At 68.4% G+C, this 12,135-nt stretch carries 13 protein-coding genes; 10 read left to right on the top strand and 3 right to left on the bottom strand.

The features are described 5' to 3' along the window. Positions 1 to 72: 72 nt before the first annotated feature. The 7 genes from OHA18_RS16390 to OHA18_RS16360 all read left to right on the top strand — a co-directional run bounded on the left by OHA18_RS16390 (position 73) and on the right by OHA18_RS16360 (position 7,441). Complete coding sequence (locus OHA18_RS16390; RefSeq protein ID WP_329004958.1) at positions 73 to 798, top strand: cupin domain-containing protein; 726 nt, start codon at positions 73 to 75, stop codon at positions 796 to 798. Between the two features lie 11 nt (positions 799 to 809). Beyond that, the gene (locus OHA18_RS16385) at positions 810 to 1,970 is read left to right on the top strand and encodes a Gfo/Idh/MocA family protein (protein WP_329004957.1); all 1,161 of its coding nucleotides are present in this window, start codon (positions 810 to 812) and stop codon (positions 1,968 to 1,970) included. Next, a complete protein-coding gene (locus tag OHA18_RS16380; protein ID WP_329004956.1) occupies positions 1,970 to 3,118 on the top strand; it encodes a dihydrodipicolinate synthase family protein in 1,149 nt (382 codons plus the stop codon). The genes OHA18_RS16385 and OHA18_RS16380 overlap by 1 nt, the downstream gene beginning before the upstream one ends. Beyond that, complete coding sequence (locus tag OHA18_RS16375) at positions 3,115 to 3,930, top strand: sugar phosphate isomerase/epimerase family protein (RefSeq protein WP_329004955.1); 816 nt, start codon at positions 3,115 to 3,117, stop codon at positions 3,928 to 3,930. Before OHA18_RS16380 ends, OHA18_RS16375 begins: the two co-directional genes overlap by 4 nt. Before the next feature lie 20 nt (positions 3,931 to 3,950). Further along, positions 3,951 to 4,697, top strand: a complete 747-nt coding sequence (locus OHA18_RS16370) for a sugar phosphate isomerase/epimerase family protein (protein ID WP_329004954.1) — start codon at positions 3,951 to 3,953, stop codon at positions 4,695 to 4,697. Between the two features lie 81 nt (positions 4,698 to 4,778). Further along, positions 4,779 to 6,218 (top strand): diguanylate cyclase domain-containing protein, encoded by a 1,440-nt coding sequence (locus OHA18_RS16365; RefSeq protein ID WP_329004953.1) that lies wholly within the window; start codon positions 4,779 to 4,781, stop codon positions 6,216 to 6,218. Positions 6,219 to 6,352: 134 nt separating this feature from the next. Then, entirely contained in the window at positions 6,353 to 7,441 is a 1,089-nt protein-coding gene (locus tag OHA18_RS16360) for a hypothetical protein (protein WP_329004952.1), read from the top strand. Between the two features lie 272 nt (positions 7,442 to 7,713). Here OHA18_RS16360 and OHA18_RS16355 read toward each other — a convergent pair whose 3' ends face one another. Both OHA18_RS16355 and OHA18_RS16350 read right to left on the bottom strand, forming a co-directional pair. Beyond that, positions 7,714 to 8,196, bottom strand: coding sequence for a GNAT family N-acetyltransferase (locus OHA18_RS16355; RefSeq protein WP_329004951.1), 483 nt, complete (start codon positions 8,194 to 8,196; stop codon positions 7,714 to 7,716). 187 nt (positions 8,197 to 8,383) lie between these two features. After that, the gene (locus OHA18_RS16350) at positions 8,384 to 8,614 is read right to left on the bottom strand and encodes an antitoxin VbhA family protein (protein WP_134121482.1); all 231 of its coding nucleotides are present in this window, start codon (positions 8,612 to 8,614) and stop codon (positions 8,384 to 8,386) included. 131 nt (positions 8,615 to 8,745) lie between these two features. Between OHA18_RS16350 and OHA18_RS16345 the strand changes: the two genes are divergently transcribed. Continuing rightward, positions 8,746 to 9,387 carry an alkaline phosphatase D family protein gene (locus OHA18_RS16345; RefSeq protein WP_329006118.1) on the top strand — a complete coding sequence of 214 codons (642 nt, stop codon included), beginning with the start codon at positions 8,746 to 8,748 and terminating at the stop codon, positions 9,385 to 9,387. Here the strand turns inward: OHA18_RS16345 and OHA18_RS16340 are convergent, their stop codons facing one another. After that, positions 9,388 to 10,134 (bottom strand): SDR family NAD(P)-dependent oxidoreductase, encoded by a 747-nt coding sequence (locus OHA18_RS16340; RefSeq protein WP_329004950.1) that lies wholly within the window; start codon positions 10,132 to 10,134, stop codon positions 9,388 to 9,390. It abuts the gene before it with no gap. Between the two features lie 86 nt (positions 10,135 to 10,220). Here OHA18_RS16340 and OHA18_RS16335 point away from each other — a divergent pair, with 86 nt between their 5' ends. Both OHA18_RS16335 and OHA18_RS16330 read left to right on the top strand, forming a co-directional pair. Then, entirely contained in the window at positions 10,221 to 11,069 is an 849-nt protein-coding gene (locus OHA18_RS16335; RefSeq protein ID WP_329004948.1) for a helix-turn-helix transcriptional regulator, read from the top strand. Between the two features lie 186 nt (positions 11,070 to 11,255). Beyond that, positions 11,256 to 12,134 carry an aldo/keto reductase gene (locus OHA18_RS16330; protein WP_329004947.1) on the top strand — a complete coding sequence of 293 codons (879 nt, stop codon included), beginning with the start codon at positions 11,256 to 11,258 and terminating at the stop codon, positions 12,132 to 12,134. Position 12,135: the final 1 nt, after the last annotated feature.

Here is a 12,135-nt window from a genome sequence, read left to right as displayed (position 1 = left end):
TCGGGACGCCCACCTATGGTTACGGTCACAGGCTGTGGAAAGCCCTTTCCCAGGCTCAGGAGGGAGGCGCTCATGTGTGAGTTCGAGTCCGGACCGGCCGTGGCGCTGCCGGGCGGGATCGGCGTCTCCAAGCTGACGGTGTACGACGTCGAGTCCCCCGACGGCCTGGCCGGCGGCTCGCCGCACGTGCACCTGGCCTGCTCCGAGGGGTACTACGTGATCGCCGGCAACGGCGCCGTACAGACACTGCACGCGAAGGGCTACTCCGAGACCCCGCTCGAGGCCGGGACCGTGCTCTGGTTCGACCCGGGCACCATCCACCGCCTCGTCAACGGCGGCGACCTGCAGATCCTCGCCCTGATGTCGAACTCGGGTCTTCCCGAGGCCGGTGATGCCGTACTGACGCTGCCGCCGGAGTACCTCACCGACCGCGACACGTATTTGCAGGCAACCGCCCTCACGGGTGACCTCACGGCGACCGCGATCGCCCGGCGCGACCTCGCGCTGCAGGGGTACGCCGTGCTGCGGGAGCGGTACGACTCGGAGGGACCGTCCGCGCTGGACGACTTCTACGCGGCCGCGGTCCGGATCGTGCAGCCGCAGCTCGCGGACTGGCGCAAGCGGTGGGAGCAGGGCGCCCGCCGGCTCGCCTACGAGACGGGCGCCGCGCTCGACGCCCTGGACGCCGGCATCGCGGCGCAACTGGAGTCGGCCGAGCTACACCAACTTCCCGCACCTACTGAGTTCGGCAGGCACGGTATGTGCGGCCGGCTCGACGTCTACGACACCAACGCGTGAGAGGTACGACTGTGAACGAGCGACGCATCGGCATCGTGATGAACGGCGTCACCGGCCGGATGGGCCTGCGCCAGCACCTCGAGCGTTCCATCCTGGCGATCCGGGAGCAGGGCGGACTGCCCGCCGCCGACGGCACGATGATCATCCCCGAGCCGATCCTGGTCGGCCGCAACGAGCTCAAGCTGCGCCGGATCGCCGAGCAGTACGGTCTGGAGCGGTGGACCACCGACCTGGCCGAGGCACTGGCCGAGCCGGACGTCGAGATCTACTTCGACTCCCAGCTCACCCAGCTGCGCGAGAAGGGCGTCCGCGCCGCGGTCGAGGCCGGCAAGGCGATCTACTGCGAGAAGCCGATCGCCGAGAGCCTTGACGCCGCCGTCGATCTGGCCCGGACGGTGATCGACTCCGGGCTGAAGAACGGCGTCGTGATGGACAAGCTGTCGCTGCCCGGACTGCGCAAGCTGAAGCGGTTGGTCGACGGCGGGTTCTTCGGCCGGATCCTGTCGGTCCGCGGCGAGTTCGGCTACTGGGTCTTCGAGGGCGACTGGCAGGAAGCGCAGCGGCCGTCGTGGAACTACAAGGCCGAAGAGGGCGGCGGCATCATCCTCGACATGTTCTGCCACTGGCGGTACGTGCTCGAGCAGACGTTCGGGTCGGTCAAGTCCGTGTACTGCCAGGGCGCGACGCACATCCCGACCCGGGTCGACGAGCAGGGCGACAAGTACGCCGCCACCGCGGACGACGCGGCGTACGGCGTGTTCGAACTCGAGGGCGGGATCGTCGCGCAGATGAACTCGTCGTGGGCGACGCGGGTGTTCCGGGACGAACTGGTCGAGTTCCACGTGGACGGGACCGAGGGGTCCGCGGTCGCGGGGCTGCGGCGGTGCCGGGCGCAACACCGGTCGGCGACACCGAAGCCGGTCTGGAACCCCGATCTGCCGGCCACCGAGAAGTTCCGCGAGCAATGGGCCGAGGTGCCGGACAACGAGCCGTTCGACAACGGGTTCAAGGTCCAGTGGGAGATGTTCCTGCGGCACGTGGTCGACGACGCGCCGTTCACCTGGGACTTCATCGAGGCAGCCAAGGGCGTGCAGCTCGCCGAGCTCGGTCTCCAGTCGTGGCACGAGGGCCGGAAGCTCGAGGTGCCCCAGCTCGACCTCGAGGCGAACTAATGGAGCTGGAGCTTCCTGCTCGAGGTGGGCTGGAAACCTATCGATTGATCGGTGAGCCGGTTGCTCACGGCATCTATCAGCCGGCGTCGTCCCGCTTGGCTTTTGCGGCCGCGCATGTTGTCGCGGACCCCTTGGGCGACAACTCGCCGGGGGCGCCGGCAGTTGTCGATTGGGAGCACACGCTGGAGTTTCGGCGGCATCTGTGGTCGCTGGGGTTGTCCGTGGCTGAGGCGATGGATACCGCCCAGCGTGGGATGGGGCTCGACTGGAAGGCTACCCAGGAGTTGATTCGGCGGTCGGCGGCTGACGCGCCGGGCGGGCGGATCGCGGTCGGCGCGGGGACCGATCAACTTGCGCCCGGCAACCATCCGCTGGATGCCGTGATCGCCGCCTACGAAGAACAGTTCGCGGTGGCAGAGGCGGCCGGTGCGCAGCCGATCATGATGGCCAGCCGCGCGTTGTGCGCGGCAGCCGAATCCCCCGACGACTATCGCAAGGTGTACGACCACCTGCTCAACCAGTCCACGCGACCGGTCATCCTCCATTGGCTGGGACCCATGTTCGACCCTGCCCTGGAAGGCTACTGGGGTAGCGCATCGTTCGACGCGGCCATGGCGTTCGTCGTCGACCTGATCAACGACAACCTGGACAAGGTCGACGGCGTCAAGATCTCGTTGCTCGACGCATCGAAGGAAGTTGCTCTGCGCAACCGCCTGCCCGAGGGCGTCCGGCTCTACACCGGCGACGACTTCAACTACCCCGAACTGATCCGCGGCGACGAGAACCACCACAGCGACGCACTGCTCGGGATCTTCGCCGCGATCGCGCCGGCCGCCGCGGCCGGCCTGAAGGCCCTCGACGACGGCGACCTCGACACCTATGAGCGGGTCTTCGAGCCGACGGTTCCGCTGGCTCGGCAGATCTTCTCCGCGCCGACGTACTACTACAAGACCGGCATCGCCTTCCTGGCTTGGCTGAACGGCTTCCAGCCCGGCTTCACCATGGTCGGCGGCCTGCAGACCGGACGGTCGCTGCCGCATCTCGCCGACACGTTCCGGTTGGCCGACCAAGCCGGCGTACTCACCGATCCTGAGCTGGCCGTCGACCGGTTCCGCCAGCTGTTGCGTGTGAGCGGTGTCGACGCATGAACAGGTACAGCCTGAACCAGGCGACGACGAAGTACTGGCCGCTCGAGGACGTCGTCCAGGCCAGCGCCAACGCCGGCCTGGAGTGGATCGGCCTGTGGCGCGAGCCGATCCAGGAGTACGGCGTCGACAAGTCGGCGAAGCTGGTCGCGGGCGCGGGCCTGAAGGTCTCGTCGCTGTGCCGGAGCGGGTTCTTCACCTCGACCGATCCAGCCGAGCGCACGGCGAAGATCGAGGACAACCGGCGGGCGATCGACGAGGCGGCAACCGTCGGTACGTCGGTCCTTGTACTCGTGAGCGGTGGGCTGCCACCGGGCTCGCGTGACCTCGACGGCGCGCGCGACATGGTGCGCGACGGCTTGGCCGAGCTGGCGCCGTACGCCGAGGAGCGTGGCGTGAAGCTCGCTGTCGAGGCGCTGCACCCGATGTTCTGCTCGGACCGCTGTGTGGTGTCGTCGCTCGGCGGTGCGCTCGATCTGGCCGAGCAGTTCCCGGCGTCCCAGGTCGGCGTGATCGTCGACGCGTACCACCTGTGGTGGGACGCGGACGTGTACCGGCAGATCGAGCGGGCCGGTCAGCGGATCCTGTCGTACCAGGTCAGCGACTGGGTAGTGCCGCTGCCCGCGGACACGCTGCTCGGGCGCGGCATGATGGGAGACGGTTCGATCGAGCTGCGCCGGCTGCGCGAGGCCTGTGACGCGGCCGGGTACGACGGGCCGATCGAGGTCGAGATCTTCAACCAGCAACTGTGGGACGCGCCCGGCCAGGAGGTCTTCGACCTGGCGCTGGCGCGCTATCAGGAACACGTCATCTAGTTGATCGAGGAGCTGTCTGTATGACTATTCCGGCCAACGGGATCGGGATGCACCTCTACACGATGCGGGACGTCCTGGCCGAGGACTACCCGGGGACGCTGAAGCGCCTCGCCGGGATCGGCTACCAGACGGTCGGGGTGAGTGGCCGGTTCGACCACAGCGCCGAGGAGATCCGGTCGTACGCCGACGACGCCGGGCTGAAGATCGTGCTCGAGCACGTCGGGTACAAGCGGCTGTCCGACGACTGGGCGGGCGCGCTCGCCGATGTGAAGACGCTCGGCGCGCAGTGGGCCGTCGTACCGTCGATTCCGTCCGAGCAGCACTCGGTCGAGGGCTTCAAGGCCGCGGCCGCCGCGTTCACCGAGGCCGGGAAGGCGGCGCGGGACGCCGGGCTGAAGCTGCTGTTCCACAACCACGGGCGCGACTTCGACGAGGTCGACGGGCAGGTGCTGTACGACATCCTGCTGGGCGTGGACCCGGAGCTGCTCGGGTTCGAGCTGGATCTGTACTGGGCGGTGGACGGCGGGCACGACCCGGCGAAGCTGTTCCAGGAGCACCCCGGCCGGTTCCCCGCGCTGCACGTCAAGGACATGGCCGAGGACGGCTCGTGGGAGGACGTCGGCGCCGGCAAGCTCGACTTCGGCGCGATGTTCGAGCACGCCGAGGCGGGTGGCGTGGAGCAGTGGCTGGTCGAGCACGACAAGCCCACCGACGCCTGGCACTCGGCCGAGCGCAGCTACCGCGGACTGACCGAAATCCGGTACTGAGTGCTGTGACAACAAACGCTTAACCGGGTCAGCTGTGGATACAACTGCTCACCCCCGGTGAAATCGGCCTATTCTCGACGGGTGCAGAGCGAGCCAGCGGTACGGCTGACTGCCGTCCGTCGCCTCTACGAGGTGAGCGCCCGGATGGGCGCTGGGCGAAGCCTTGCCGAAACGCTGCAGGCCGTCGTCGACGGGGTCGTGAACGGGCTCGGATTCGGGATCGCCGTGCTGAACCTGCGGCACGCGGACGGGAAGTTCGAGGTGATCGCGGTCGCCGGTTCGCCGGAGGCGCGGGAAGCGCTGCTCGGACGAGTCAGCGCACCGGACATCTTCGACTCCGAGTTCGCGATCGCCGACGCGTGGGGCAAGCTCCGGTTCGTGCCGCACGAGCGGCTGCCCGAGGGCGAGGTGGTCGGGTGGGTGCCCGACGTACCGGTGTCCGACGACCCCGGCGCATGGCACCCGCTCGACGCGCTGTTCGCACCGTTGTACTCACCCGACGGGAAGCTGGTCGGGATGCTCTCGGTCGACCTGCCCGAGGACCAGCGGCGGCCGGGGCCGGTCCACCGGGAGCTGCTGGAGATCTTCGCCACCCAGGCCGGCGTGGCGATCGACAAGGCCCGGCTGGCCGACCAGCTGCTCGCCGAGAAGACCCGGCTGGAGGCGAGTGAGGCGACGTTCCGCCTCGTCTTCGAGGGCGCCGGCAACGGGATGGCGACGATCGGCTTCGACGGGCCGGAGCGGGGCCGGATCCTGCGCGTGAACAACGCCTTCTGCCGGATCACCGGATACGTCGCGAGCGATCTGCTCGGGGCCCGGCTGGCGCGGTTCCTCCGCGACGAGGAGCCCGGGTCGACCCGGACCAATCTCGAAGATGTTGCTGCCGGCAACGGAACGTATCGGTTCGAGCGGGTCTTCACCCAGCCGAACGGGAACGCGATCTGGCTCGGCGGTACGGCGGCCATCGTCGAACAGGGCGCCGACCGGCCCCGGATCCTGCTGATCCAGATCGACGACGTCACCGCCCGCAAGGACGCCGAACGGGAACTGCGCCACCACGCCGCACACGACCCGCTCACCGGCCTGCCGAACCGGCGGCTCCTGCAGCACCGCTTCACGAACGTCCTGGAGCGGACCCGTACGACGGGCCGGCCGGGCGCGCTGCTGTTCTGCGACCTGAACCACTTCAAACTCGTCAACGACGGCTACGGCCACGAGGCCGGCGACAATGCGCTCCGCGAGATCGCGAACCGCCTCACCACAGCCGTCCGCCACGGCGACACGGTGGCGCGGCTCGGCGGCGACGAGTTCGCCGTACTGGCCGAAGACATCGCCGGCGACGACCTCACCACCCTCATCACTCGCCTCGAGTCCGCCGTCAGCCGCCCCCTCCCCAACATCGCCGTCCAAGTCACCACCAGCGTCGGCACCGTCCCCATCACCCCCACCACCACCGACCTCGAAACCCTCCTCCACGAGGCAGACCAGGCCATGTACGACGCCAAGAACCGCCGGGGCTAATTCACACGGACCGTGGTGAGCGCCTCACACCCACACGAACTCCACCGGATTGCACGAACCTGCAACTCATTCGCCTTGAAGCAGCGGATCCACCGTGGTTCAAATGGTGCTCACTGACCTGGGGGGATGGGCGCATGCAGCGCACCTTGATGAGCGGGCCGGCATGGGTGGCCTATGCGCAGATCTACGTGGAGAGTGCGAACAACTCCGCCGATCTCCATGAATGCTTTGCCGGACAGCGGAACGGGTTGTGTGGTGCCGCGGTGCCGGGGACGTTGTTCCTGGTCACCGGGATGCACACGGGAGAGGTGGAGTTCGCCGTCGAGTTGCACGACACGATGCCCTCGGTCGAGCACAGCGCGGAGGACGTCGTCGAGGCGTCGTACCGGCCGATCGGCGCGACGGTGTTGATGACCTGGGCAGGAGACGGTGGGTCGTGGCCGCTGGACCTCGAACCGGACGCGGACTACCGAGTCCGGTACTCCGCATGGGGTATGGATGCGGGTCACCAGGCCGGACCGCCGATGGACGGGGAGCCGCTGGTGGACAGGTACCTCCTGCAGTTCTGGCCGGCTCGGCCCGCGCCTGATCGCGTGGTGAAGGAGACGAGCAAGCAGGCGGCGTACTGGCATGGGTTCGCCCGCGAGCAGCCGACGCCCGCCCAACTCGCCGAGATGAAAGCAGAGAAGGCGCGGCAGGCTGAAGACCGGCGACTCGCCGAGTGGGCGGCGGCTTGGGGCGGAACGCTGCCGACCGAGCGCATCAAGCGCGCTAGCTTCGGCCAGGAACTGTCGCAGCTGGACCGGTCCTTCGTGGACACGCTCGAGCAAACCGACTCGGAAACGTTGCGCTCGCTCGCTCGGTGGGCGGCGCGACGCGCGTGTCAGGAAGCCGGGTACGGCGGCAACGAGCGGATCGCAGGCGTCCTGGATCGCATGGACCGCGGCGCCGACTGGCTCGAGACCCTCAACGGGCCGCCGCGACAGCTCGAACCCGGGACGAAGCCGAGCGCGACCGTCCACCATTTCGTCTCCCAGGAACACGGTTGGTTCGACGACCGCGACCCGTTCGACAACACGTCGACGGTGGTCACCGCGACCTTCAACGAGGACGCGTTCAAGGCAGCAGTCGAAACCACCTGGCTGGCGACGGGGCCGTTCGCGGAAAAGGAACGCCTACTGATCGAACTGCGGGAACGGTTCCTCACGAACCCAGCCTTGTGAGGGCTGCCGACCTCGGTTGTTGCTGAGGGCATCCACCATCCCGCGGAACGTCCACCCCGACCACCCCAACCTGCCCTCGCACCTGACCACGCGCAGTCGAGGGCCTCCAACGGGAGTGGATATCCATTCCCGTTGGGGGTTCTTCGCTGGTGTGCGAGCGAAGAACCCCCAATAGCAGCGGATAACCGGTCAACCCTTGACTTGCGGCCACCCGAGGCAGGGCCGCCGAGATCAGGCAGCGCGCGCGTAGCACCGCGCGGGCTGGCCGCGGGTTAGGAGCCGAGCTTTGTGAGGGCCTCGTCGGTTAGGCGGTAGACGGTCCAGTCGTCTTGGGGGTTGGCGCCTAGGGACTTGTAGAAGTCGATGGCGGGGGTGTTCCAGTTGAGGACGGACCATTCGAGGCGTTCGTAGTTGTTGCGGACGCATTCTTGCGCGAGGGCCGTGAGGAGGGCTTTGCCCAGGCCGGTGCCGCGGGTTTCGGGGCGGACGAAGAGGTCTTCCAGGTAGATGCCGTGGACGCCGCGCCAGGTGGAGAAGTTGAGGAACCAGATCGCGCAGCCGGCGATCTCGCCTTCGTGTTCGGCGACGTGGCAGAAGGCGGCGGGGCTGGGGCCGAAGAGCGCGGTCTCCAGCTGCGAGGCGGTCAGGTGGCACTCGTCGGGTGCGCGTTCGTACTCGGCCAGCGCGTACACGAGTTCCACGAGCGCCGGGATGTCCTCCGGCCGGGCACGGCGAATCCGTTCGTCGGTCTGCATACCGCCTATCCTGCACCGACCCGGGACAGCACCGCCGAGCCGACCGACCGTCGCGAGGCGCAGCCAGCCGGGCGGGCGTCAGTCGTCGCGTTCGACACCGTCGTCCGGGCCGTCCTCTTCCACGCCGGCGTACGTCGACTTCTGCAGCTGCAGCGCCAGCGCTGTCTTTCCGGAGAGGGCTCTTCGGTTACACCGGCCCGCCGCCGGTGACCTTGGCCATGGTGCGGCGGATGTACTCCGCGGTGTCGATCCGGCCGAGCTCGCGGTCGACCAGGTCGGCGACGTCGTCGCGTTGTGGCTCCCAACCCTCGAGCCGGTTGTTCGACAGCGCGTCGCTGACGCGCTGCTTCTGGTCGTCGTCGAGCGGTTCGAACAGGTCCGGCCAACGCTGGGCGTAGCGGCACGGTTCGTAAGCCATCAGTCAGCTCCCCGAGTAGCTAGCAATCCAGCCAGCCTAGCGAAACCCCAGTTCTACCGTCGTTCGCCGGTAATTTCCCGATCGGACCCGTTAACCTCCGCGCCAAGTCGCAGCTACCCACCAAATGAACGATCCTCGACACCCGTCAGCACCGTACCGACCAGCCGTGCGGCGATGGCGATTCGTCCACCTGTGACGACCGGTTCAACCCGGACAACACGATGCTCGGCGGCAAGCAGCGCGCCTGGTTGCTGGACGGATTCCGGCAGTCGAAGGCCCGCTGGCAGGTGATCGGCAACCAGACCCCGATGGGCCAGACCGACTGGACGCCGGGCCCGGAGACCCATGTCTGGCTGGACCCGTGGGACGATTATGTTGCCGAGCGCAACAAGGTACTGGCGGCCGCGCAGGACAGCGGGGTCCGCAACCTGGTCGTCATCACCGACGACCGGCACCAGAACTACGCCCTCGAACTCAAGCGCGACTACGCGAACCCGGACTCGGCCACGGTCGGCACCGAGTTCGTCGGTACGTCGATCACCAGCGGCGGCAACGGCGCCGACCTGACCGACCAGGGCCAGCAGTTCCTCGAGGCCAACCCGCACCTGAAGTTCTTCAACTCCCAGCGCGGGTACGTCCGGGTCACGGTCGACCAGAAGCAGTGGCGGTCCGACTTCCGTGTCGTCCCGTACGTCGAGACGCCGAACGCCCCGATCACCACCCGGGCGACCTACGTCGTCGAGGACCACCGCCCGCACGTCCACTCAGCCTGATCACACGCCCAGGCCGCCGTCCACGCGCAGCACCGCACCGGTCACGTACGACGCCCGGTCGCTGAGCAGCCAGGCGACGGCCTGGGCCACTTCGCTCGGGTCGGCCCCACGACCGAGCGGGGTCCGCGCGTTCAGCCCGTCGATGACGCCGGGCTGCGCGCGGTCCCAGTCCTGCAGCATCTCGGTGAGCGTCGTACCGGGCGCGACCCCGTTGACGCGGATGTTCTCGGGTCCGTACGTGATCGCGGCGGACTCGGTCAGGCTGTTCACGGCCCGCTTCATCGCGCCGTACGCCGGAAGCGCCGGGTTGCCTGCGAAGCTGCCGACACTCGAGGTGTTGACGATGCTGCCACGCCCCACGGTGGCCCGGATCGCACCGACCTCGGCGACGATCGCGGACCAAACTCCCCTGAGGTTCACGGCGTAGACCTGGTCGAACGTGTCCTGGCCGAGGCCGTCCATCGGGCCGGGCGGCTGACCGATCGCGCCGTTGTTGAAGGCGGCATCCAGTCGTCCGTACTCCGCAACCGTCCGGTCGACCGCGGCGCCGACTGAGGCGGGATCGCCCAGGTCGCAGACCGTGTACGCGGCGTCGAGCTCCTTCGCGAGCGACTCCAGTTGCGACTCGGTGCGCGCGGCGAGCATCACCTGAGCCCCTTCGGCGACGAACAACCGAGCGGCCGCGGCGCCGATCCCGCGACCGGCCCCGGCGATGAAGACCACTTTGTTCTCGAGCAGTTTGTCCATGTCACCGAGCGTGTACGCCGCCGGTGCGCGTAACCAGACACCAGTAGTACCTGGCTAACTCGGTACGGCGAGGCAGACTGGAACACGTGGACAAGGCGGAACTGGCGGCATTCCTGCGCAGCCGACGCGAGCGGCTCACCCCGGCGGAGGTTGGTCTACCCGGCGGCAGACGACGACGTACGCCGGGACTGCGCCGCGAGGAGGTCGCCCAACTCGCCTACATCTCCACCGAGTACTACACGCGGCTCGAGCAGGCGCGGGCACCGCATCCGTCCAGCGAGGTGCTGGCCGGACTGTCCCGGGCACTCCGGATGAACGATGCCGAGCGCAACTATCTCCATCACCTCGCCGGGGTGCCGCCGGTACGGCCGGTCGGACCGCCGCGCGAGGTCCGGCAGAGCATCCTCGACCTCCTCGACCGGTTGCCGAACGCGGCCGCGATCGTCCTGTCGGCGTCGTACGAAGTGATCGCGTGGAACCACCTCGCGACGGCGCTGATGGAGGACTTCTCGGTCCGCTCCCGGCGCGAACGCAACCTGATCCGGCGGGCGTTCCTGACCGGCGACGTCGGCCACGTGTACTCCGTCGCGGACTCCGAACGCTTCGCCCGGAGCTCGGTGAACCACCTGCGATCGACCGTCGCGCGCTACCCGGACGATCCCGAGCTCCGGGAACTGGTCTCGGACCTGCTGGCCGGGAGCCCCGAGTTCACCGAACTCTGGGAGGCCCGGGAGATCGCGGCCGAACCCACTCTGTGCAAGTCCTTCCAGCACCCGCTGGTCGGCCTGGTCACGGTGAACTGCGACGCGCTCGCGATCCCGGACCGCGACCAGCAGGTGATCATCTACACCGCAACTCCCGGCTCCCCGTCGGAGGAGGCCCTCCGCCTGCTGTCCGTGGTCGGGACGCAGCGGTTCAGCCCAGCGGCGGAGTGACGCCGCCTGGCATGATCCTGAATCGCGCGGTCCTCGGCTCGACGGTGCTCAACGGCGACATCGAGAAGCTGGTCCCCTACCTGCACGCCGCCCTGGACGCGGTGGCCGACATTCAGTAGCCGGGCTGCTGAGTGTGTTCGGATATTCCTATTGGAATTCGCAGTCCCGGCGCGGGACGTTGGACACATGGCAACTGACACGAACAAGACCCGCCGGATCGGTGACGTCGAGGTATCCGCGATCGGGCTCGGCGGGATGCCGATGTCGATCGAGGGCCGGCCCGACGAGGCCCGGTCGATCGCGACCATCCACGCCGCGCTGGAGGCGGGGATCACGCTGATCGACACCGCCGACGCGTACCACCTGACCGCGACCGACGACGGCCACAACGAGAGCCTGATCGCCAAGGCGCTGGCGTCGTACGGCGGTGACACCTCCGACGTCCTGGTCGCGACCAAGGGCGGCCACCTGCGCCCCGGTGACGGCAGCTGGACGCTGGACGGCTCCCCGAAGCACATCGCGGAGGCCGCCGAGGCGTCGCTGAAGCGGCTCGGAGTGGAGGCGATCGGGCTGTACCAGTTCCACCGGCCCGACCCGAAGACGCCGTACGAGGACTCCATCGGCGCGATCCGCGACCTCCTCGACGCCGGCAAGATCCGGATGGCCGGCATCTCGAACGCGAACCCGGACCAGATCAAGCAGGCCAACGAGATCCTCGGCGGCCGACTGGTGTCGGTCCAGAACCAGTTCTCCCCCAAGTTCCGCTCCAGCGAGCCCGAGCTGGACCTGTGCGACGAGCTGGGCATCGCGTTCCTGCCCTGGTCGCCGCTCGGCGGCATCACCAACGCGAGCGAACTCGGCGCGAAGTACCCGGCCTTCCAGTCCCTCGCGGCCGAGCTCGGCGTCAGCCCCCAGAAACTCACCCTCGCCTGGATGCTCGCCAAGTCCCCGGTCGTCATCCCGATCCCCGGCTCCAGCCGCCCAGAAACCATCCGCGACTCGTACTCCGCGGTCGACGTACAACTGACGGCCGACCAGGTCGCCGCACTCGACGCCTCGGAATAAG

The sequence above is a fragment of the Kribbella sp. NBC_00709 genome (assembly GCF_036226565.1).
GTDB lineage: Bacteria > Actinomycetota > Actinomycetes > Propionibacteriales > Kribbellaceae > Kribbella.
The sequence above is the reverse complement of the archived record's forward strand: the minus strand, read 5'-3'. Positions and strand labels throughout refer to the sequence as shown.

Coding starts and splice junctions, on each gene's coding strand:
- OHA18_RS16375 (WP_329004955.1), top strand. CDS start 3,115: ATGAACAGGTACAGCCTGAACCAGGCGACGACGAAGTACTGGCCGCTC.
- OHA18_RS16380 (WP_329004956.1), top strand. CDS start 1,970: ATGGAGCTGGAGCTTCCTGCTCGAGGTGGGCTGGAAACCTATCGATTG.
- OHA18_RS16360 (WP_329004952.1), top strand. CDS start 6,353: ATGCAGCGCACCTTGATGAGCGGGCCGGCATGGGTGGCCTATGCGCAG.
- OHA18_RS16350 (WP_134121482.1), bottom strand. CDS start 8,614: ATGGCTTACGAACCGTGCCGCTACGCCCAGCGTTGGCCGGACCTGTTC.
- OHA18_RS16370 (WP_329004954.1), top strand. CDS start 3,951: ATGACTATTCCGGCCAACGGGATCGGGATGCACCTCTACACGATGCGG.
- OHA18_RS16390 (WP_329004958.1), top strand. CDS start 73: ATGTGTGAGTTCGAGTCCGGACCGGCCGTGGCGCTGCCGGGCGGGATC.
- OHA18_RS16340 (WP_329004950.1), bottom strand. CDS start 10,134: ATGGACAAACTGCTCGAGAACAAAGTGGTCTTCATCGCCGGGGCCGGT.
- OHA18_RS16330 (WP_329004947.1), top strand. CDS start 11,256: ATGGCAACTGACACGAACAAGACCCGCCGGATCGGTGACGTCGAGGTA.
- OHA18_RS16355 (WP_329004951.1), bottom strand. CDS start 8,196: ATGCAGACCGACGAACGGATTCGCCGTGCCCGGCCGGAGGACATCCCG.